The 21,330-nt window shown below is 69.1% G+C and carries 20 protein-coding genes; 9 read left to right on the top strand and 11 right to left on the bottom strand.

Annotated features, from left to right (window positions below):
- Nucleotides 1–27 precede the first annotated feature (27 nt).
- Both F3H13_RS06945 and F3H13_RS06940 read right to left on the bottom strand, forming a co-directional pair.
- The gene (locus tag F3H13_RS06945) at nt 28–570 is read right to left on the bottom strand and encodes a hypothetical protein (protein WP_149798309.1); all 543 of its coding nucleotides are present in this window, start codon (nt 568–570) and stop codon (nt 28–30) included.
- A gap of 67 nt (nt 571–637) precedes the next feature.
- Complete coding sequence (locus F3H13_RS06940; RefSeq protein ID WP_149798308.1) at nt 638–1,081, bottom strand: archease; 444 nt, start codon at nt 1,079–1,081, stop codon at nt 638–640.
- A 179-nt stretch (nt 1,082–1,260) separates the two neighbouring features.
- Between F3H13_RS06940 and F3H13_RS06935 the strand changes: the two genes are divergently transcribed.
- The 3 genes from F3H13_RS06935 (at nt 1,261) to hmgA (ending at nt 3,875) form a co-directional block, all read left to right on the top strand.
- On the top strand, nt 1,261–1,734 hold the full coding sequence (locus F3H13_RS06935) for a GNAT family N-acetyltransferase (protein WP_149798307.1): 474 nt from the start codon (nt 1,261–1,263) through the stop codon (nt 1,732–1,734).
- A gap of 69 nt (nt 1,735–1,803) precedes the next feature.
- The gene (locus F3H13_RS06930) at nt 1,804–2,604 is read left to right on the top strand and encodes an inositol monophosphatase family protein (RefSeq protein WP_149798306.1); all 801 of its coding nucleotides are present in this window, start codon (nt 1,804–1,806) and stop codon (nt 2,602–2,604) included.
- 47 nt (nt 2,605–2,651) lie between these two features.
- The gene (hmgA, locus tag F3H13_RS06925; protein ID WP_149798305.1) at nt 2,652–3,875 is read left to right on the top strand and encodes a hydroxymethylglutaryl-CoA reductase (NADPH); all 1,224 of its coding nucleotides are present in this window, start codon (nt 2,652–2,654) and stop codon (nt 3,873–3,875) included.
- Between the two features lie 18 nt (nt 3,876–3,893).
- On the opposite strand, the gene F3H13_RS06920 is transcribed toward hmgA, so the two are convergent.
- The 4 genes from F3H13_RS06920 to F3H13_RS06900 all read right to left on the bottom strand — a co-directional run bounded on the left by F3H13_RS06920 (nt 3,894) and on the right by F3H13_RS06900 (nt 9,688).
- Nucleotides 3,894–4,214 (bottom strand): DUF2250 domain-containing protein, encoded by a 321-nt coding sequence (locus F3H13_RS06920; RefSeq protein ID WP_149798304.1) that lies wholly within the window; start codon nt 4,212–4,214, stop codon nt 3,894–3,896.
- 125 nt (nt 4,215–4,339) lie between these two features.
- Nucleotides 4,340–5,791: a 7,8-didemethyl-8-hydroxy-5-deazariboflavin synthase subunit CofH gene (gene cofH / locus F3H13_RS06915; protein ID WP_149798303.1), complete on the bottom strand. Its 1,452-nt coding sequence runs from the start codon at nt 5,789–5,791 to the stop codon at nt 4,340–4,342.
- 677 nt (nt 5,792–6,468) lie between these two features.
- Nucleotides 6,469–7,464: an HFX_2341 family transcriptional regulator gene (locus F3H13_RS06905; protein WP_149798301.1), complete on the bottom strand. Its 996-nt coding sequence runs from the start codon at nt 7,462–7,464 to the stop codon at nt 6,469–6,471.
- A 43-nt stretch (nt 7,465–7,507) separates the two neighbouring features.
- Nucleotides 7,508–9,688 (bottom strand): beta-alanine-activating enzyme beta-propeller domain-containing protein, encoded by a 2,181-nt coding sequence (locus F3H13_RS06900; RefSeq protein WP_149798300.1) that lies wholly within the window; start codon nt 9,686–9,688, stop codon nt 7,508–7,510.
- A 463-nt stretch (nt 9,689–10,151) separates the two neighbouring features.
- Between F3H13_RS06900 and F3H13_RS06895 the strand changes: the two genes are divergently transcribed.
- Nucleotides 10,152–11,459: an acetamidase/formamidase family protein gene (locus F3H13_RS06895; protein ID WP_149798299.1), complete on the top strand. Its 1,308-nt coding sequence runs from the start codon at nt 10,152–10,154 to the stop codon at nt 11,457–11,459.
- A gap of 476 nt (nt 11,460–11,935) precedes the next feature.
- Here F3H13_RS06895 and F3H13_RS06885 read toward each other — a convergent pair whose 3' ends face one another.
- The gene (locus F3H13_RS06885) at nt 11,936–12,922 is read right to left on the bottom strand and encodes a M48 family metallopeptidase (protein ID WP_149798297.1); all 987 of its coding nucleotides are present in this window, start codon (nt 12,920–12,922) and stop codon (nt 11,936–11,938) included.
- 142 nt (nt 12,923–13,064) lie between these two features.
- Between F3H13_RS06885 and F3H13_RS06880 the strand changes: the two genes are divergently transcribed.
- Nucleotides 13,065–14,144, top strand: a complete 1,080-nt coding sequence (locus tag F3H13_RS06880) for an aminopeptidase (protein ID WP_149798296.1) — start codon at nt 13,065–13,067, stop codon at nt 14,142–14,144.
- Nucleotides 14,145–14,172: 28 nt separating this feature from the next.
- On the opposite strand, the gene F3H13_RS06875 is transcribed toward F3H13_RS06880, so the two are convergent.
- Entirely contained in the window at nt 14,173–14,568 is a 396-nt protein-coding gene (locus F3H13_RS06875) for a hypothetical protein (protein WP_149798295.1), read from the bottom strand.
- A gap of 170 nt (nt 14,569–14,738) precedes the next feature.
- On the opposite strand from F3H13_RS06875, the gene F3H13_RS06870 reads away from it, so the two are divergent.
- Entirely contained in the window at nt 14,739–15,023 is a 285-nt protein-coding gene (locus tag F3H13_RS06870) for an amphi-Trp domain-containing protein (protein WP_149798294.1), read from the top strand.
- 16 nt (nt 15,024–15,039) lie between these two features.
- Here F3H13_RS06870 and F3H13_RS06865 read toward each other — a convergent pair whose 3' ends face one another.
- A complete protein-coding gene (locus F3H13_RS06865; protein ID WP_149798293.1) occupies nt 15,040–15,597 on the bottom strand; it encodes a response regulator in 558 nt (185 codons plus the stop codon).
- A 307-nt stretch (nt 15,598–15,904) separates the two neighbouring features.
- Here F3H13_RS06865 and pan2 point away from each other — a divergent pair, with 307 nt between their 5' ends.
- The 3 genes from pan2 (at nt 15,905) to F3H13_RS06845 (ending at nt 18,660) form a co-directional block, all read left to right on the top strand.
- Nucleotides 15,905–17,128, top strand: a complete 1,224-nt coding sequence (gene pan2 / locus F3H13_RS06860; protein ID WP_149798292.1) for a proteasome-activating nucleotidase Pan2 — start codon at nt 15,905–15,907, stop codon at nt 17,126–17,128.
- A gap of 513 nt (nt 17,129–17,641) precedes the next feature.
- Nucleotides 17,642–18,187, top strand: a complete 546-nt coding sequence (locus tag F3H13_RS06850; RefSeq protein WP_149798290.1) for a pyruvoyl-dependent arginine decarboxylase — start codon at nt 17,642–17,644, stop codon at nt 18,185–18,187.
- A gap of 95 nt (nt 18,188–18,282) precedes the next feature.
- Nucleotides 18,283–18,660: a DUF5811 family protein gene (locus F3H13_RS06845; RefSeq protein ID WP_149798289.1), complete on the top strand. Its 378-nt coding sequence runs from the start codon at nt 18,283–18,285 to the stop codon at nt 18,658–18,660.
- A 20-nt stretch (nt 18,661–18,680) separates the two neighbouring features.
- Here F3H13_RS06845 and F3H13_RS06840 read toward each other — a convergent pair whose 3' ends face one another.
- Nucleotides 18,681–19,643 carry a M14 family metallopeptidase gene (locus tag F3H13_RS06840; RefSeq protein WP_149798288.1) on the bottom strand — a complete coding sequence of 321 codons (963 nt, stop codon included), beginning with the start codon at nt 19,641–19,643 and terminating at the stop codon, nt 18,681–18,683.
- A 55-nt stretch (nt 19,644–19,698) separates the two neighbouring features.
- Nucleotides 19,699–21,309 carry a lipopolysaccharide biosynthesis protein gene (locus F3H13_RS06835; protein ID WP_188128015.1) on the bottom strand — a complete coding sequence of 537 codons (1,611 nt, stop codon included), beginning with the start codon at nt 21,307–21,309 and terminating at the stop codon, nt 19,699–19,701.
- Nucleotides 21,310–21,330 lie beyond the last annotated feature (21 nt).

Here is a 21,330-nt window from a genome sequence, read left to right as displayed (position 1 = left end):
TCGGACGCCGACCGCCCGATCGCGGCCTCACCGGTCGACCGGGTCGATCGGGAGCCAGGCGATGTCGCCCTCCGCGAGCGTGAACGCGGCGAAGACACGTCCGAGGACGAGCCCGTACAGCAGGTGCGCGACCGCGATGACTGCGCCGAACTCGAAGCTCGCGGTCAGCCCCGGCACCGGCAGCGTCGGCACCGGGAGCGAGGTCGCGCCCTCGATCGCGATCGCGGCCGGCAACAGCAGCCCCCCGGTGAGCATCCCGAGCAGCGCGGAGTGGACGACGCCGAGCGAGAGGCAGCCCCCGACGTCCCCGCGTAAGTCGGCGAAGAAGGATCGGTCGAAGACGGCGACGAACAGCCCGCCGAAGAGGGTGCTGTTGAACAGGTGAACGGCCCACCCGGCGAGGACCGTCTCGACGCCGACCAGCGCGCCGATCGTCGGCATGAGTCCGAGGCCGACGTGTAACACGGCGCCCATCGCGGTGCCGGCGACGAGCCCGCCGACCGCCCCCGCCCGCCACCGCCGCTCCGCGACTGCCGGATCGCTCCCGTCGCTCCGATCTGAGTGCGACATATGGTACCAATGAACTCAGCTAATATAACGATTTATCATATCACACGTCAGACCGGTCGTCGCGGCCTCACACGTCGAAGACGACGTACGCGTACCACTCGTCCCCGCGGCGTTCGAGCGCCATCTCGGAGTAGGTGACCGCCTTGATCTCGCGGGCGGCCACCGCGTCCAGCGGGACGCCGCGCGCGCTGGCGGTGAGCCGCCACTCGTCCGGGTCCGAGGGGCCGGTCCCGCTGTCGCCCTCGCCCGGTCCGACGACGGCACACCGGTGGTCGGCCGGGAGGACGAGCCGCACGTCGCGCTCGTAGATCAGCCGGTCGAGGTAGTCGAACAGCAGGGCCTCGCGACCCTCCGCGGCGACCTCGAACTCGAACCGGTCGCCCTCGTCCGGAACCGACTCCGCGCTGGCGGCCGCGAGCCCGTCGGCGACCGCCGCGAACAGCGCCGAGAGGGTATCGGCCGTCGCCTCGACGGCGACGTCGGCGGTGTGGTCGCGGAGCTCGTAGGTCATCGCTCGCCAACACGCCCGAGCGCGACTAAACCGTTTCCGTCGCAGTCGCGGTAGTGACCAACGCCGACCTGTCGAGAGCGAGGCTGTCGCCCGCAACTGCTCTTGCTGGCGGCGCAGCCGCCCGCAACGGTCCCCGCTGGCGGTGGAGTTATATTCCGCCCGCGTGTTAGGTTTCCCCAGTGAGCGTCAACGTCGAAAAGCGGACCGACCCGCCCGGCGAGTCCGACTACGCGACCGCCGCGTGGGAGCTCAAAGAGCAAATTCGGTCCGCTGAGGGCGTCCTCAGACAGCGACGCGGCTTCTTCGTCGACGCGTACCGCCGGTCGACCGCCCACCTGCTCGTCGAGAACGACCGGCTCGTCGCGTTCGCCTCCGTCCGGCGCGACGGCTACATCCTCTTCCTCGCCGTCCACCCCGACCACCGCGGCCGCGGCCACGCCGAGCGGCTGGTCGCCGACATCGCGGAGGACCACCGGTCGGTCACCTGTCACGCCCGCACGACCAACCGGCAGGCGCTCGGCTTCTACGAGCACCTCGGCTTCGAGGTGATCCGCCGCATCGACGACTACTACGAGGACGGCGGCGACGCCTACTACCTCAAGCTCGGCGGCGAGTCGCTCCGCGAGCGGCTCTCCGGGTTCGTCGGTCGGTAGGCGATCGTTCGGGACCGTCGGGGTCCCGCGACCGGAAACCGTTTCAACCCCTTCGCCGAAGCCCGCGGCGTGAGCGATCACGACCAGATACAGGCGGTCGCGCGGGCGGCCGTCCTCGCCGGGGGCGCGGAGCTTCGCGACCGGTACCGGGACGGCGACGCCGAGGCCGAGTACGGGGCGCACGACGTGAAGGCGGCGGCCGACGTGGCGGCCGAGTCCCGGATGCTCCCGGTCGTGCGCGAGGCGTTCCCGGACCACGCCGTGTTCGCCGAGGAGGCGGGGGAGTTCGCCGGCGACGAGCCGTACCGGTGGATAATCGATCCCCTCGACGGCACCAACGACTTCGCCGCGGGCCTGCCGACGTTCGCGTCGTCGGTCGCGGTCCTCCGGGACGGGGAACCGCTCGTCGCGGCCGTCCACCAGCCCGCGACCGACGAGACGTACGTCGCGCGGGCCGGCGAGGGCGTCCGGTACGACGGCGACCGCGTCGACGCCGCCGACGCGCGGGGAACTGGCGGCGAGGCCGCGGGCGACCTCGCGGGCGCCACGGTCGCCGTGATTGTCGGCCGCGACGTGCCTCGCGACCCGGCGCTCGCGGCCGAGGCCGACGCCCTCCGCGCCGCGCTCGGCGACCGCGTCAAGCGCGTGCTCGACAGCTGGGCGCCGACGGTCCACTCGGGGCTGTTCGCCCGCGGCCGGCTCCAGGGGATCGTCCAGTTCCGCCCGGACGAGGAGGAGCGGGCGGTCACGGAGCTGCTCGCGACCGAGGCCGGCGCCGCGGTCCGGCGCGACGGAGACCTGTCCGTCGCCGCGACCGACGAGGCGACGCTCGGCGAGCTGTGCTCGGCGCTGGACGGCGCGGACCGGTGACCCCGAAAACCGACAGCCATTAGCACGCGCCGCGAGGAGACGCGGGCATGACTGACGCCACTCCCGCGTCGCTCGCGGAACGCGTCCGCGACGGCGAGATCCGCTTCCACGAGCTCGAGGACCACGCCGACGCCAACGTCGCGACCGCCGCGCGCCGGCTGCTCGTCGCGGAGGCGACCGACGCCGACCTCGACCCCCTCGGCGAGTACGCGTTCGACGCCGACGCGGTCCACGGCTCGAACATCGAGAACACCCTCGGCGGCGTCCAGGTCCCGATCGGCGTCGCCGGCCCGGTGACGATCGACGGCGGCGCGAGTTCGGGCGAGCGGTACCTCCCGCTGGCGACGACGGAGGGCGCGCTGGTCGCGTCGATCAACCGCGGCTGTTCCGTCGTCAACGACGGCGGGGGCGCGACCGCCCGGGTTACGAAGAACGGCATGACCCGCGCGCCCGTGTTCCGGGTCGCGGACGTCGCCGAGGCGGAGGCGCTCGTCGACTGGGTGCGCGACAACGAGGCCGCACTGCGGGAGGCCGCGGAGTCGACGACGAGCCACGGGGAGCTGTTGGACGTGACGCCATACGTCGTCGGCAACAACGTCTTTTGCCGGTTCCGCTACGACACGAAGGACGCGATGGGGATGAACATGGTCACCATCGCGACGCGGGAGGCCTGCGACGCCGTCGAGGCCGAGACGGACGCCTCCCTCGTCGCGCTGTCGGGGAACCTCTGTTCGGACAAGAAGCCGGCCGCGATCAACGCCGTCGAGGGGCGGGGTCGCTCCGTCGTCGCGGACGCGACGATTCCGCGCGAGGTTATCGAGGACCGGCTCCACACGACCCCGGAGGCGATCGTCGAGATCAACACGCGGAAGAACCTCGTCGGCTCCGCGAAGGCGGGCGCGCTCGGCTTCAACGCCCACGTCGCCAACGCGGTCGCGGCGATGTTCCTCGCCACCGGGCAGGACGAGGCGCAGGTCGTCGAGGGGGCGAACGCGATCACGACCGCCGAGACGACCGCCGACGGCGACCTCTACGTCTCGGTCTCGCTGGCGAGCCTGGAGGTCGGGACGGTCGGCGGCGGGACGAAGCTCCCGACGCAGCGCGCGAGCCTGGAGATCCTCGGCGTCGCCGGCGGCGGCGACCCGGCCGGGAGCAACGCCGACGCGCTCGCGGAGTCGATCGCGGTCTGCGCGCTCGCGGGCGAGCTCTCCCTGCTCGCGGCGCTCGGCTCGCGGCACCTCTCGTCGGCGCACGAGGAGCTCGGGCGGTAAGCCCCGCGAACGCCATTCTTAATCGGACCAGCGCGGACAGTCGTCGCGGAGCGCCGCTCGCCCCGCGTCGGTGATCCGGTAGACGGCCTCGCCGGACACGCGCTCCACGAGCCCGGCCTCCGCCAGCGCGGTCAGCCGGGACTCCACGTGGTCGTCGTAGAGCCCGGTGTTCCCGGCGACGAACGCCTGATAGTCCGCGCCGACGTCGGCGAGGTACGAGAGCAGCCGCTCGTCGGAGCGCGTCAGCGACGGGCGGTCGGGGTCGATCCGCTCGTCGCGGTCGCCGTCCTCGGAGCACTCCGCCGAACGGTCGGCCGGCTGTGCGTCGGGTGCGCCCATTTCACACGTGTGGAGGAGTACCATGATAAAGGGGATGCCGGCGGCTCCCAGCGAGTGAGAACCGCCGGCGCTCAGCGGAACGTGTTCGGGATCCAACTGGTTCTCCCCGCGTCGCCCACGCCGGCTCAGTCGTCGGCAGAGGACGCGCCGGCCGCGTCGCCGCTCCCGTCGCCGCCGGACGGGCGGTTCGGCAGCATCGGCGTCCCGTCGGCGCGCGGGCCGAGCCGGGGACCGTGCGGGCCGTCGTCGGGGTCGATCCGGCGCCGCGTGCGGTAGTCGGTCGAGCGCTCGACCGGCGTCCGCCCGATCGCTGTGATCATCTCGACGTAGTCGTCGAACGAGCGGTACTCGCCGTACTCGCCGCCCGCGCGGCTGGTGATCTCCTCCGAGAGGATGGTGCCCATGAAGTCGTCGGCGCCGCAGTTGAGCAGTTTGATCCCGTGGGCGTCGCCCGACTTCACCCACGAGGCCTGGACGTGGTCGACGTTGTCTAAGAAGAGCCGCGCCACCGCGACCACGAGCTCGTCCTCGGCGTGCGAGGGGCCGGAGTCGACGACGCCGCGGCGGTAGAGCGGGGTGTTCTGGTGGATAAAGGAGAGCGGGACGAACTCCGTGATCGCGCCCGTGCGGTCCTGGAGGTCGCGGATCACCTTCAGGTGCTCCGCGCGGTGGGCGACCGTCTCGACGTGGCCGTACATCATCGTCGAGGTGACGTCTAAGCCGGCGGCGGCCGCGCCCTCCATCGCCGCGACCCAGTCGTCGGTGCGGATCTTCCCCGGGCAGATCACGTCGCGGACCTCGTCGACGAGGATCTCGGCGGCGGTGCCGGGCGCGGAGTCGAGCCCGGCCGAAGCGAGTTCGCCGTAGACGGCCTCGTACTCCCAGTCGGTACCGCGCGAGGCGTGGTACGCCTCCTCGGGGGTCATCGAGTGGAGGTGGACGCCGCCGACCGACATCGCCTCCATCTGTTCGAGGTAGGTGCCCGGGTCGGTCGCGTACGTCTCGGGCGGCTTGTAGTTCACCTCGCTCGCGGGGTCGTCGTAGGCGGCGAGGATCTCGTGGTGTTCCTCGTTCAGCGCGAACGCCGGGTGGAGCCCCGAGACGGAGCAGACCTCGTAGATCCCAATGTCGAGAGCGTCCTCGACGATCTCGCGCGACTCGGCGGGCGGCTTGGTGAAGCCGGCGTGCTCCACCTCGCTGTCGGCCTCGAAGGCGTGCGCGGAGTCCTTGAAGTTACAGAACAGGCAGCCGGTGTTGCAGGCCGTGGTGACGTTGTTGTTCAGGTTGGCGACGAAGGTGACCTCGTCGCCGACTTCCTCGGCCCTGCGCCGGTCGGCCGCCTCCAGCACCGCCTCCTTGCGGACTGGGTCGATCCCCGGCGACGCCGTGCCGGTGGCGAGCAGTTCGGTCGCGTCGGCAACCGTCAGGCGAGCGCCGTCGCGGGCCTTCGCGAGCGCGTTCTCGAACGACTGGTCGGTCGCGGGCGTCGCGAAGTCGAACTCGTTCGCGTCGCTCTCGCCTCCGCCGTTCCCGCCGCCGTTCGATCCACTCGCGCCGGAACTGCCCCCCGAACTCATCCCCTAACGCTCCCGGTTCCACCCTGATAAACGGGCGGGTCGCGACACCGATCGAGTCGGAACGACGGCGCCGATCGCGAACGTCTGTTTATAAGTAAATTCGCGCGCCGCGACATATATTTATAAACAACTGCGGTGGCGCGTGCCTGCGAGCGGCCGGAGGCCGCGAGGAGCACGCGCGAGGGACGCGGCGACCGAAGCGAAGCGAGGGAGCCGCGAGGTTGGGGAGGCTTGAGGCTGCGGTGCTGTGCGGGGCGGTGCTGGGTGGGACTCAAAGGGGCAGTCGCGAGGCGGGCGCAGACGACGTAAGCACCGCAGCGAGTGAGCGGAGCGAACGAGCGAGGAGCGCAACGAGTGTGCGCCCGCCTCGCGACTGGGGCTTTGGCGGTGTTCGCCGCCGATCCGCAATCAACTGTTTATAGCCTCGCGGCTGGGGCTTTGGTGGTGTTCTCCGCCGATCCGCAATCAACTGTTTATAGCCTCGCGACTGGGGCTTTGGCGGTGTTCTTCGCCGATCCGCAATCAACTGTTTATAGCCTCGCGGCTGGGGCTTTGGAGGCGTTCGCCGTCGATCCGAAATCAGCCATTTATAAGCGATCAGCTGGGGCTTTGGGGGTGTTAGTAGCCGATCTGCCAGTGTCGATTTATAAGTATGCGACCGAGTCTCCCGAATCTATTCACGCCACGTCTCGATCTTCGTCAGCGTGCGCGCGGACCCACAGCTGGCCGATCCGCGAGAGGCTCGTCCGGTAGGATTTCCCGTGTTCCTCGCGCTCGATGTACCCCTTGCCGCCGGGCCCGAGCCGGTCGACGTTATAGATCACCTTCGAGCGGAACGAGTCGGTGTACTCCTCGTTGAGCTCGGCGGCGAGCGTCTCGGCCAGCTCCGAGACGGACTCGAACTCGCCGTGCTCGCCCAGCGTGAAGAGGACCAGCTCCTCGAACGGTTTGACGTTCTGGAAGGAGGCGACCGGCAGCTCGATCACGTGGCGGTCGCCGATTTTCTTCGCGCCGATGGTGGTCCCGCGCTCGTCGAACTCCGCGAGGAGGTCCGTGGTGCTCGCGAGCCGGTCCGCGACGCGGTCGGGGTCGACGCCCGCGTCCGCCAGCGCCTCGGCGTCGCTCCCGTCGTCGAGGTCGCGCAGGAGGTCGCGCGTTGCGCGCAGCTCCTCCGCGAGTTCGGTCTCTAAGTACTTCTCGGTGGCCGTGTAGTAGGTGTGGATGCGGTCGCGGTCCGCCTGCCGCTCGACCATGATCGAGTGGGCCGCGGTCGCGAACGCGAACGAGACGGGGCGGGGCATCGAACAGAGGTTCACCCACACCTCGCGCTCGTCGCCGTCGACGCCCGACTCCGCTTCGTCGACCGATTCGTCGCCCGCCGCGTCGACGCCCTCGTCTCGGTCCAACTCCGCGTTGATGAGGTCGAAGGCGCGCTCGAAGGCGGCGTCGTAGTCGTACACGTCGGTCAGCTGCTCGCGGACCGTTTCCGCGCCGAGGAGGTTCGTGAAGTCCTGTTCGAGCTTGCGCGCGATGTTGCGCGAGTACTCGACGTTGGCCTCGCTGCCGACGGTCCCCTCCAATAGGATAACGCGGTCGACGTCGAACTGGTCCCGGATGAGGGGGGCGATCATCCGGTCGTAGTCGAACCCGACGGGCACGACGTGGGTCTGCATACGCGGGACGTAACGGTGCCGTTTATAAAAAGCACCAGTTCCCCTACGAACTCCGGGCGAACCCGTACTCGGCTTGGTCGCGTCGGCGTGAGACTGCTGCCGCGGTCTCGAACTCGTGGCTGTCGGTGTCCTCCCACCACGACAACAGCGTCAGCGTCGTTTCCACCCGATCGCTCGTCGTCTCTTCGGTCGCTAGCGTTTCGACGGGAGTGGGTGGCCACGGTGGTTCCTCGCGCTCTTCGAGTTCGTCGATCTCGTTGACTCCGGCGTCGGATAGCGACGCTACCGCCGCCTCCGGCACCGCCGGTAACTCGCTCAGCGCCGTCGACGCCAACTCTCGATCGGGCTGGACACTCACTTCCACGGGCGGTGAAAGGAGGTCCTCGTCGCTGTCCTCAACGATATCGACGGCTTCCGCAAACGAATCTCGGGCCTGTCGGAAGCGAATTCGCGCGAGCGTCTGGCTACCCTCTACGTAGGCCATGATAGCCACCTGAAAGCTGTGTTCGGCCGTTTCCAGCGTCTCGATGATCTCCTCCTGTTGCTCGTGGAGGGTTTCGAGCGCCGTCAGTTCAGCATGGGCCGCGTCGATGGACTCTTCGACCTTCGTGCGTGTCTCTGCGTCACCGGCGTCGAGTTCGTCGAGGGCAGCCTCGTACTGGGTGAGGGCCACGTCGTAGGCGTCCTCCGCCTCGTCGAACAGGTTGTTCTCCTTGGCGGCGACCGCCATCTCGAGGGCCGTTTCCGCTTCCGACCGGAACTCGTCGACCCTCGATGAAGCGTCGGTTCCGGACTGATCTGTGGGGGTCGTCGACTGCGCCGTCTCCGAGGGAGGCATGGCAGACGACTCTCCACTCGACTCGTTTGGGGGATCCTGTTTAGATTCTCGGGTATCCTCGCGTCGCCGGATCAGCGATATCCCACCGATACCGCCCCCGATCCCTACACCCCCAATGGCAAGCCAGTCAGCATTATTCCGCACCCACGAGGTGTACAGCGCATGGGCGGGAATGTCGATTGATTGATTAGCAAACCGCCGGTCGCCGTGGTGGCCTAGCGTCCCAAGCAGCACACGAGAGTCCTCGCTTGAGCCATCAACACCGGTAGCCACCGCGTAGAGGTTGCCGTCGGCACTCCCGACGAAGACGGTCCCATCGACCACCGTCGGCGACGAGTTGACTCCACTGCCGATTTCGAACTCCCATCGTTGATCGCCCGTCTCTGTATCCACCGCGCAGATATTTCCGTCACTGCTCCCGACCAAGACCGTTCCGTCAACTACCGTCGGTGACGATCTGATCCTGCCGCCGGTTTGGAAGGCCCACTCCTGGTCGCCCGTTTCCGCATCCACCGCGTAGAGATACCCGTCATCACTTCCGACGAAGACAGTGCTATCAATCACTGTCGGTGACGACGCGATGAAGTCGCCCGTTTCGAAAGCCCACTGTTGGTTGCCCGTCTCGGCATCTACCGCGTAGAGGTTGTGGTCGAAACTCCCGACAAAGACGGTCCCATCAGCGACCGTCGGTGACGAGCGAATTCGGGTGCTTTCGAAGGCCCACCGCCGGTTGCCAGTCTCGGCATCTATCGCATAAAGAGTACCGCGGCCATCTCCAACGAATAGGGAATCATCAACTACGGTCGGCGACGATTGAATTGAATTCATTATGAGGCTGTCTCCTCTGACATCAAAGGTCCACTGTGGGCCACCAGTTTCAGCATCTACTGCGTATAATTTTCCGCCGTCACTCCCAACGAAGACCGTGCCATCACGCACCGTCGGCGATGACTTAATCACACCATCTGTTTCGAAGGCCCACTGTTGAGTTCCGCTCTCGGAATCTAACGCGTAAAGACGACCGGTCCCGTCCAGAATATCAAACGCATCGACTCGACCTCCGGCAAAAACGATGCCATCGACTACTGCCGGCGACGACTCAACATACTCGCCGATTTCGAAACTCCACTGCTGGTTGCCAGTCTCGATATCGACCGCGTAAAGACCACCGCTGACATTTGTAACGAAGGCGGTTCCATCAACAACCGTAGGCGACGAGTCGACCGGACCACCGGTCTCGAAGGTCCATTGCTCGTCACCGGGATCGGCAGCGACTGTGGTAGAGGCACCCGTCCCGAGGATGCTCAGTGCGGCGAGACCACCGGCTGTCCGGAGAACTTGACGACGACCTGCTCGGCCGAGTCTAGGTCCCGGGCGATCGACCATACGCTCATGAATGATCCCTCAGTTGATAAATAACTTGACTGAGTCGACGAACTTGGTCTCCGCACCCCGCACGTCGTTTCTGTCACGATCTAGGTGAGGTATCGCTCCGCGTCGGTGTATGGGTTACCCGTACCCGCCGGAATCGAACGAGAATGCGTCACCCGGTGATAAGTTCAATGACGCCGAGAAACACCATTTCGGCTCCTCAACGCGAGTGAGGTTCCCTTTCCAGTCCGCGGGTTCGGCCTCGGATCACGACCGCTTGCTCCCGACCGAATCGAGTCGTTTCGCCCACCTAACAGCAACGGACGATTCCTGATACTGGTTTCTCTCGAAAACTCGCCGTTTCAACATCGATGGTCTGCGGACTCGTCGGACTCAGGCATCCCTCGGGACGCTCCTCCCCTCGGTTTCCTCCGCGAGCAGTAGGATTATCTCGGTCTGCGCTGTATGTTGACACGGTATGTCACAGCAAGGCGTTCAAGAGGAGCTGTACGTCGACCAGTACACGCTCGGCCTCGTCGGCCCCGACCAGGAGTGGGCGGGCACGGTCGCGGACGGCGGGACGGTGACAACGTACACGCCGCCGGGCTGTTGGGGCCCGATGGTGACCCCCTCGTTCCGGGGCGGCCACGAGGTGACGCGACCGATCCGCGTCGAGGGCGCGGAGGTCGGCGACGCCGTCGCGATCCACATCCGCGACGTCGAGGTCACGAGCATGGCGACCAGCACGGGGTCGATGGCGGAGCGCGACGAGGCGTTCGGCGACGACCCATTCGTCGACCACCGCTGTCCGGAGTGCGGCACGACGTGGCCCGACTCCGTCGTCGAGGGCACCGGCGAGGACGCGATCCGCTGTGCGGAGTGCGGCGCCAACGCCTCCTCGTTCGGCTTCGAGTACGGCTACACCGTCGCGTTCGACCACGAGAACGCGGTCGGGATCACCCTCGATGCGGACGGCGCCCACGAGCTCGCGCTCGACGCCGACGAGGTGATGGACATCCCCGAGAACGCCCGACAGCACCCGATCCTGCTGTACGAGCCCGACGGGATGCCGGGCGCGCTCGGCCGCCTCCGGCCGTTCATCGGCAACATCGGAACCACGCCGCCGGTGACGATGCCCGACTCGCACAACGCGGGCGACTTCGGGCAGAACCTCATCGGCGCCGACCACGACTACGGCGTCGAGACGGAGGCGGACCTTGAGCTGCGCACCGACGGCCACATGGACGTCCCCGAGGTCCGGGCGGGCGCGACGCTGATCTGCCCGGTCGTCGTCGACGGCGGCGGGATCTATGTCGGCGACCTCCACGCGAACCAGGGCGACGGCGAGCTATCCTTACACACCACCGACGTGAGCGGGACAGTGACGATGGACGTCGAGGTGATCGAGGACGTCGACCTCGACGGTCCCGTCCTCCTCCCGAACGAGGAGGACCTCCCCTTCATCAGCGCGCCGTACAGCGACGAGGAGGTCGCGGCCGGCGAGAACCTCGGCGCGGAGCACGGCGTCGACGTCGACACCGACGCCGCCCCGATCCAGGTGATCGGCTCCGGCGCGACCGTCAACGACGCCACGCAGAACGCCTTCGACCGCGCCGGGACGCTGCTCGACATGACCGAGGGCGAGGTCCGCGCCCGGTGTACGTTCACCGGCGGCGTCCAGATCGGCCGGCTCCCAGGGGTCGTCCAGCTCGACATGTTGGTCCCGTCGGACGTGCTTACGGAGTCGGGGCTCGGGGACGTGACGCGCGAACAGTACGACGTATAAATCGTTGCCGACGGATCGACATCGGAGACTGCCAGACCGCTGGCTGATTATTTATAAATGGTTGCTGGCGGATCGGCGACGAACTCCGCCAAAGCCCCAGCCGCTCGTTTATACATTGCTGCCGGTGACTCCGCGACGAACTCCGCCAAAGCCCCAGCCGCTCGTTTATACATTGCTGCCGGTGACTCCGCGACGAACTCCGCCAAAGCCCCAGCCGCGAGGGCGGCGCACACTCGTTGCGCTCCTCGCTCGGTCACTCACTCCGTTCGTTCCCTCACTGTGGTGCTTACGTCGTCTGCGCCGCCCTCGCGACTGCCCCTTTGAGTCCCGCCCCGCACAGCGACCGCGCCTCACGCCTCCCCAGCCTCGCCGCTCGCTTCGCTCGCGGCGTCCCTCGCGCGTGCGACTCGCGCCCTCCGGGCGCTCGTCGGCACGCGCCACCGCAGTAGCGTCCGACTCTCGCGTCGTGTCTCCCATCACCGCCGCGATCGCCCTCGCCCGACGGCCGCCCGCGACGGCCCCGCCGGGATCCGCCGCGTCGGCCCCTGCGACTCGGCCATCTCCCGCAGGCGCTCGACGCGCTCGTCGGTCGAGGGGTGCGTCGACAGCCAGCGCTCGGCCGGCTCGCCGGTCCGCTTGTGCGTCGAGAAGGGCGCGAACCGCCACGTCGGTTCGGTCGCGCGCTCGATCCGGCGGAGCGCCCGCGCGAGCGCCAGCGGGTCGCCGGTCACCTCGGCCGCGCGGTCGTCGGCCGCGAACTCGCGGCTACGCGACCGCGATCGCGCGACGAGCGTCGCGAGGACGAACCCCGCGAACAGCGCGCCGGCGAGCGCCCGGTGGAGGCGCGCGAAGGGGCCCGACCGGTCGCCCGGCCGCCCGCGGATCCACGCCGAAGCGGCGGCGAGCCCCGAGAGCGCGAGCAGCGCCGGCAGCGCCGCCACCGTGGCGATCCCCACCAGCGAGCGCCCGACCCCGTCGGCCATCGCGATCGCGAACCCGTCGTTCGTCTCCAAGTGCGCCAGCTCGTGCGCGAGGATCGCCTCTATCTCGCGCGGCGAGAGCAGTCGGAACAGCGACCGGTCGACCACCAGCGCGCCGGCGTCGCTCCCGCCCCCGACTGCGAACGCGTTGGGCGCGCGGGCGTCGGTGACGTACAGCTCCGGGCGCGCGACGTCCATCCGCGCCGCGAGCGCGTCGATCCGACGGTGGAGGTCCGGCGCCCGTCTCCGAGGGACGCGATCACCCTCCAAGTTCGCGAGGATCTGCGCCATGCCGAGCCGGTAGCTGAGGTACGCCGACCCGAGCGTCCCCGCGGCCACCAGCGCGAGGAGGACTGAGAGGTCGGGCCGGGCGGCCCAGGCCGCGCACAGCAGGTCGGCGACGAACAGTGCCGCGGTCAGGTAGGCGGCGAGCAGGGCGACGCCGACGACCGCCGCGGCCGCGCGGAACGCGAGCCGAGACATGTTCGAAAATACGCGACGGCGGGGCAAACGCGTTGCGGCCGGCACCGCCGGCGATCCGCCTCTCGGGCTACGGATGCCTCGCTCCCCCGCCCGGCCCGCCGGAAGGAAAAGCGGTAATTCCCCGGCCGCGAAATCGAGACGTATGGACGCACGCATCCGCGAACACGCGGAGATAATCGCCGATCACTCTACCGGCATCGAGTCGGGCGACGACGTGGTCATCCAGATGCCCAAGGAGGCCGAGGACCTCGCCGTCGCACTCCACGAGGTCTGTGGCGACCGCGGGGCGAACCCCGTCTACCTCAACTACTCGAAGCGCGCCCAGCGCGCCTTCAAGCGCTCCTCCGAGGAGTTCTCCGAGCCGAGCCACCGGCGCGCCCTCTACGAGGAGGCGGACGTCTTCGTCATCGCGCGCGGCGGCGCGAACGCCACCGAGGACGCCGATGTCGACCCCGAGACCAACGCCGCGTACAACCGCGCGATGGAGGACGTCAAGCGCACGCGCCTCTCGAAGACGTGGTGTCTCACGCAGTACCCGACCGCGAGCCACGCCCAGTTGGCCGGGATGAGCACCGAGGCGTACGAGAACTTCGTGTGGGACGCCGTCTCGCTGGACTGGGACGAACAGCGCGAGTTCCAGTCGAACATGGTCGAGATTCTGGACGACGCCGACGAGGTCCGGATCAAATCGGGCGAGGAGACCGATCTCACCCTCGACGTCTCCGGCAACTCCACGCTCAACGACTACGGCGAGGCGAACCTCCCCGGCGGCGAGGTGTTCACCGCCCCGACGCGCGACGGCGTCGACGGCGAGGTCCACTTCGATCTCCCCCTCTACCGCTACGGCCGCGAGATCGACGGCGTTCGGCTCCGGTTCGAGGACGGCGAGGTCGTCTCGCACTCCGCCGAGCGCAACGAGGACCTGCTCTCCGGCATCCTCGACACCGACGAGGGCTCCCGTCGCCTCGGCGAACTGGGGATCGGGATGAACCGCCAGATCGACCGATTTACCTACAACATGCTGTTCGACGAGAAGATGGGCGACACCGTCCACATGGCGGTCGGCTCCGCGTACCCGGAAACGGTCGGCGAGGAGAACGCGGTCAACGAGTCCGCCGAGCACGTCGACATGATCGTCGACATGAGCGAGGACTCCGTCATCGAGGTCGACGGCGAGGTGGTCCAGCGGAACGGGACGTTCGTCTTCGAGGACGGGTTCTAGGGAGGTTTCGGGTCGGCGGCCGTTCTGTCTACTCGCTTTCGCTCGCGTCGCGCTCTGCGCTCCGGCGGACGAACGCCGCGTACGCGACGAGGAGGACGCCGAACAGGCCGACCGTGCCGAGCGCGGCGGGGACCGGATAGTCGGCGAGGGGCGCTATCTCTCCGTCGGGGGTTCCGACGACGTCGACGACGCCGGTGCCGACCGTCAGCGCGAGCACGGCGAGCCACATCGTTCCCACGGCGTAGCCGAGCGGAACCAGCCGATCGGTACGCGCCGCGTGCGCGACGACCGCGCCGCCGCCGATGACTGGGAGCGCGACGAGTGGGCTCGTCGGATCGGGAAGGAGAACGCTCCCGCCGAGCGCGATCGCCGTCCAGTAGACGGCGACGGCGACGACCGTGCGGAGCGGGTCGGGAACGGACATCGTGTGTCGGTTCGGGCGGGTGCCACAAAACGGTCCGGGACCTCCCGCCGCTGTCCCCGCCCGGACGCCGCGGCGATATTTCGGGCTTTTTCCGGCCGCCGCGGGAACATTTCGGTCTTTTTCCGGACGCCGCGGCGACATTTATATCTCGAGGACGCGTATGCGAACGTATGCCAGAAGAAGTCCTCTTCAAATCGGAGAGTCGCCGGAGCCGCGCCGAGATCGCCGCGTACCTGCGAACGGTCGCGGACTCGCTCGACGACGGAAACGCGATCACGCTCAAGCGCGGCGACGAGTCGACGACGCTCGACCCGCCGGCGCGACCGACCTTCGAGGTGAAAGCGGAGCGCGAGGGGCCCGCGGAGGGGCCCGGGGAACTGAGCGTCGAGTTCGAGTTAGAGTGGGACGAAGACGGCGGCGGCGAGGGCGGAGACGGGGAGTTGGAGATCGAGTAGTCGAGGGGAACGCCGCCTACGGCACCTCGCCGGGGACCTCGACGAACGCGTCCCGCGCCGAGAGGCGATCGAGCGTGTCGTCGACTTCGAGCCGGACGGACTCCAGCCGATCGACGAGCTCCTCGTACTCCTCGGAGTTCGTCGTGCCCGCGGCCTCCAGCGCCGCCTTCTTCGAAGCGAGCGCGAAGAACTCCTGGCTGCGCTCGTCGAACGCGGCGCGGTGGAGGAGCACCTCGACGAGCGTGAGCAGGTCCTCTTTCGTGACCGGCTTCGTCTTGTAGTCGTCGAACGGCATCTCGACGATGTCGACGTCCGGCTCGACCGCGGTCAGCATCGCCACGCGGGCGTCGTACCCCTCGCCGCGGATCGCGTCTAACACGTCGTGGCCCGACATGTCGGGCATCCGGCGGTCCAAGAGGACGACGTCGACCGCGTCGTCCATCGCGTCGACCGCCTCCTCGCCGCCGGTGGCGATCCGGACGTCGTAGACCGGATCGAGGTACACCCGGTACAGCTCCGCGAGGTCCGGCTCGTCGTCGACCGCGAGGACCGTCGCCTCCGGGGTCCCGGTCATAGGCGAGCCCTCCGGTCCCGCGTTCCGCGGTCTGCGGCCGTCGGGCCGGCGCGTCCGCCCGCCGTTCGTGCGTCCATACCGACCGGTTCGTTCGCGCCGCGTTAAAACGTTGACACCTGATTATCAGAGGCGATATCCGAAGGGCGCCGTGCGGCGTGCGGCGTGCGGGATGCGGCGTGCGCCGTGCGGCGTACGGCCGTCGGGTCGAGCTGCGAGATCGCGGCGGTCGCGCGTCCGTCCCGCCGATCCCACCGTCTCTCCGTGACCCAAAGGCACATTTACGCCCGCATCTAACCGGGAACAACGAATGTCTCACAGCCCCTCACTGCCCGACCGCCCGCGGTTGGAGCTCGATCCCGAGATGAGCGACGCGGAGCGGCTGGAGGCGATCCGCCAGCACTACCGGCGGATCGTTCAGGTGAACGATGAACTGGAAACGCGGCTCGCGGACGCCGAGGGGCGCCGCGGCGAGCTGAAAGACGACGTCGAGCAGCTGAAACGCGAGAACGAGGTGTTGAAGACCTCCTCGCTGTACATCGCCTCCGTCGAGGAGATCACCGACGACGGCGTCGTGATCAAACAGCACGGCAACAACCAGGAGGTGCTCACGCAGGCCGCCTCGCGGCTCGACGAGGACCTCCGCCCCGGCGACCGCGTCGCGATCAACGACTCCTTCGCGGTCCAGCAGGTGCTCGACGACGAGACCGACTCCCGGGCGCAGGCGATGGAGGTCACCGAGTCCCCCGACGTCGAGTACGCCGACATCGGCGGCATCGACGACCAGATCCGCGAGGTCCGCGAGGCCGTCGAGGACCCGCTCGAAAACCCCGAGCAGTTCGAGAAGGTCGGCGTCGACCCGCCGAGCGGCGTCCTCCTCCACGGCCCGCCGGGCACCGGGAAGACGATGCTCGCGAAGGCCGTCGCCAACGAGTCGGACGCGACGTTCATCAAGATGGCCGGCTCGGAGCTCGTCCGGAAGTTCATCGGCGAGGGCGCGCGGCTCGTCCGCGACCTCTTCGAGCTCGCCGCCGAGCGCGAGCCCGCCGTCATCTTCATCGACGAGATCGACGCCGTCGCCGCCAAGCGGACGGATTCGAAGACCTCGGGCGACGCCGAGGTCCAGCGGACGATGATGCAGCTGCTCTCCGAGATGGACGGCTTCGACGACCGCGGCGAGGTCCGAATCATGGCCGCGACCAACCGCTTCGACATGCTCGACGAGGCGATCCTTCGTCCTGGCCGCTTCGACCGCCTCATCGAGGTGCCCGAGCCCGGCGCCGAGGGCCGCGAGCGCATCCTGGAGATCCACACCGCGGACATGAGCGTCGCCGACGGCGTCGACCTCGGCGCCGTCGCCCGCGACCTCGACGGGTACAGCGGCGCAGACATCGCCTCGCTGGCGACCGAGGCCGGGATGTTCGCCATCCGCGACGGGCGCACCGAGGTCTCGCAGGGAGACTTCGAGGCGGCCCGCGACAAGCTTCAGGACGCGGACAAGGAAGACGAGCGGGTCATCAACTACCAGTACTGAGTCGACTACAGCGGCGACTACGTGATCGACGTCTCGGTTTTTGAAGGGAGTGTACAATCGGTTATCTCGGCTGGAATTTCAGCCGATAAGTTATAAATAACTGACAGAGGATCGGCGGTGACCACCGCCAAAGCCCCAGTTGCTCGTTTATAAATAATTAACGGTGGATCGATAGCGACCACCTCCAAAGCCCCAGCCGCGAGGGCCACGCACACTCGCTGCGCTCCTCGCTCGCGTTGCTCGCTGCGGTGCTTACGTCGTCTGCGCGACCCTCGCGGCTGCCCCTTTGAGTCCCGCCCCGCACAGCACCGCGACCGCACCTCACGCCTCCCCAGCCTCGTCAGTCGCCGTCGCTTCGCTCCGGCGACTGACTCCCTCGCGCGTGCTCCTCGCGGCCGCCGGGGGCGGCCGCTCGCAGGCACGCGCCACTGCCTTTTTATATGCGGTTTATATTGGCGGCGGCGGCAGTCGGGTTCGTAACTCCTTACCGCGCTCGCCGTCGCTTCTTCGTCAATGAACACCATCCACGTCGCCGGCGGCGTCGGGGTCGCCGACACGGCGATGGCCTCCTACGACGCCGCGCTCGCGGACGCGAACCTCCACAACTACAACCTCGTGGCGGTCTCCTCGGTCGTCCCCGCCGAGGCCACTGTCGAAGCGGTGTCGGAGGCTCCCGACCTGGGTCCCGCCGGGAACCGGCTCACGGTCGTCGAGGCGCGCCGGACGGTCGGGCCGGGCGACGAGGTCGACTTCCGCGAGGGCGGGCGCTCGGGCGCCGAGGACGCCGAGTCGAAGCGCGCGCCGCGCCGACACCCCGACGCGGTCGCGGGGCTGGGCTGGGCGACCGGTCCCGGGCCGGGCCTCTTTTACGAGGTGACCGGCGAGGACGCTGAGGATGTCCGCGAGCGGATCCACGCGGGCCTCGACACCGGCGCGGGCCTCCGCGACTGGGAGCTCCCGGACCGCGAGACGCGCGTCGAGACGGTCGCCGCCGAGCCGGACCGCTACGCGACCGCGGTCGTGGTCGCCGCGTACGGGGAGTCCGAGCCGATTCTCTAAGCGGCCGAGCAAACCAGAGCCGATCCGCGCCGGAAGCGCGGTCGCCGGCGCCGACGCCTTTTTGACTCGGCTCCGCGTACGAGACGTGTCTCCGAATGAACGGCAACAACCCGTACGCCGGGGCACCGGGTGTGACGGACGCGGGCTCGCCCGCGGCCGTCGACCTCTCTCCGGACCAGGAACGACAGCTCCGGCGCGCGGTCGCCGGAATCGTATCGCGCACGGAATCGTATCTCCCCGACAGCTACGCCGTCGGCTCCGAGCTGTCCGTCGGCGCCGACGGCCCGCAGGCGACCGTCGCGGTGAACCCCCCGGCTGGCCACCCCGTCTCGGCCGGCTTCACGCCCGACCCCGAGGACCTCGACGCCGGCATCGCCGAGTCCGACACCGACGAGGTCGCCCGCGGCCTCGCCGCCAGCGCGGCGGTCCAGGTGATGGACGCCGTCGGCGACATCACGCCGACCGCGAAGTGAGACTCACCGCCGAGACGTAGTCAGCTCGAGCGTTTCGACCGGTCCGCGTCGTTCGGTTCTCCGTCGCTACCATCCGCGCTCGAGTCGCGACGCTCACCCTTCTCGCCGCGCTCGTCGTTCGGATACACCCGCAGGTCGCCCTCGCCCGGCGCTTTCAGGACGCCGGTGACGCGGCCGTACATGCCGAAGATGTCGTCGTACCCGTCCTCGCTCGCGAGGATCGGGACCAACCCCGGCTCCTCCACGCGGTGGGTGTACACGTCGTCCTCGGCGAACACCGCGCCCTCGGGGATCGCCTCGAAGTTCGCGAAGTGGACGTGCGGCACCCCGCCGCCCTTCGGCACCTCCTCGCGGCCCTCCACCACGGTCGTCTCCGAGAACGTCGGCGGCTTGTCCGCGATCGCGCCGTGGACCCGGAGGAACGCGAGACACGCCTCGTGGCCGAACTCGACCGCCTCCTCGCTGCCCTGCCGGCCCACCTCGATCGAGACGGTGTGCTGGACCGTCGAGTCGAGCGTCGTCGACCGCAGCCCGCTCGCGTCGACGACGTGGGCGACCGGCAGCCCGGTGACGGTGCGGCGGACCGACTCCGTGAGGTCGCTGAAGATGGCGAACGGCGGCGGCGCGCTGTGCGAGGTGTGGAGCGCGAGCACGGCGTCCATCCCCTCTAACTCGGCTGTGAGCCGCGACGCCAGCCCGCGCTCGTACTCGTCGCTGTCGGCGTCCCCCGGAAAGGCCCGGTTCAGGTCCGTGTCCGTGTAGCGCGTCTCGGCTTCGATCGCCGGTTCGTTGGCGAGTATCAGCCGGACGAGCCCCGCTTCCCCCGCGTCGCCGTCGCTCCCGCCTCCGCCAGACGGGTCGAGCGGGTCGAGTTCGTCCGCGAGGCGCTCTACGATCCGCACGCCGGCGGGCTCGTCGCCGTGAATCCCGCCGACGATCGCGACGCGAGCCGACCCCGCCGACTCGCGGTCGATCGTTTGCATACAGTCAGTACGTCGCGGTCCGCCCATAAATCGTCGCAATCCGCTGGCGGGAGATTCAGCGGTCGAACCGCTCTGCGAGCGCGGCCCGGTACCGGCTCGCCAGCTGCTCGGCGACGAAGCGGTCGCGGGGGTCCACGCCGAGGAGCCGCAGCGAGGCCGCGTACGCCGCGAGCCCGACCGCGCTTCCCGCGAGGACCGCCGGGAGGCCGGTCAGGAGCGCACGGACCGCGTACATCGCGGCGACGGCGACGCCGCCGGCCGCGAGCGGCGTGAGGAAGCTCCGGTCGTACGGCCACAGCCCCTCGAAGTGACGGAGGAGGACGACCTGGACCCCGTTCTGGACCGCGATCGCGAGCGACGTGCCGAGCGCGGCGCCGACGAGCCCGTACCGGACGACGAACACGTACGTGAGCCCCACGTTGAGGACCGCGAGCAGCCAATCGAGCGCCATCCGCGCGTACTGGTGGTCGGTCATCATCAGGAGCCAGCCGGTCGCGCCGACCGCGCTCCCGACGAAGACGCCGCCGAGGTAGACGACGAGCGGGAGGTAGCCGTCGACGTACGCCGCGCCGAACAGGCTGAGGACCTCACGGCCGTACACCGCCAGCACGGCGAGGATCGGGACGACCGCGGTGACGATCTGCCGCGTGACGGAGCCGTACACCGCGTTGAGCGTCGCCGTCCGGTCGTTCGCGTACAGCTCCGAGGCGACCGGCGGGAGCAGTTGGTTGAAAGAGAGGAGCGGGATCCACGAGACCGCGATCACGACGAGGACGACGTTGTACACGCCGGCCGCGGTCGCCGTCAGCAGCGCGCCGACGAGCAGCACGTCGACGCGGTTCTGGAACACCTTCCCGAGGCTGCTCATCGCGACCGGGGCCGCGTGGTCGTAGAAGCGGCGCGCCTCGGCGCGGGCGCCCCGGAGCGTCGGTCGAACGCCCGTGACGGACGCGGAGAGCGGGACCGCGGCCGCGGCGAGGACCGCGGTCGCGGCGACGATCGCCCCGGCGACGCCGACGACGGAGTAGCCGAGCCCGAGCGCGCCGACGGCGGCGACGAGCCTGACGCCCGGGCGCAACAGCTTGTTGAACAGGATCTCGCCCCGGGCCGACCCGACCGCGCGGAAGAGCGCGGACGCGACCATCACGACCCCCAGCAGTCCGACGAGTCCCCCGAACGCGCGCATCGTTCCCGCGAACGCCGGCTCGGTGACGGTGCGCGCGTTTATCGCCGGCGCCGCGAACCAAACGGCGACCGCGATCGCGACCCCGAATCCGATCGTCGTCGCGTACGCGAGGCCGGCGATCGCCCCCTGCCGGTCCGGATCCGCCGCGTACTCCGGGAGGTACCGCTGGATGGCGGGGACGCTGCCGAACGTCACGAGCCGCGAGCACAACTGGGCGATCCGCCACGCCAGCGCGTACACCCCGTACGCGGTCGGGCCGAGCCCGCGGGTCAGCGCGAACTCGGTCGCCGCGATGAGCGCGCGCTGGGCCGCGACCCCGCCCGAGGTGAGCACCGCGCCGTGCGCGATCGTCTCCAGCGCCTCGCGCTCGTCCTCGGGGATCGCGTCGCGGTCGCAGTCGACGACATCTTCGGACGGTCCGCCGCTCTCGCGGCTGTCGTCGTCGAACTTCCCCGCGTCCTCGTCGCGTTCGTGTCCCACGGTCGTCTCCGTCGATCGGTC

Source organism: Halorubrum xinjiangense (genome assembly GCF_900102375.1).
In the GTDB taxonomy this organism is placed as follows: domain Archaea; phylum Halobacteriota; class Halobacteria; order Halobacteriales; family Haloferacaceae; genus Halorubrum; species Halorubrum xinjiangense.
The sequence above is the reverse complement of the archived record's forward strand: the minus strand, read 5'-3'. Positions and strand labels throughout refer to the sequence as shown.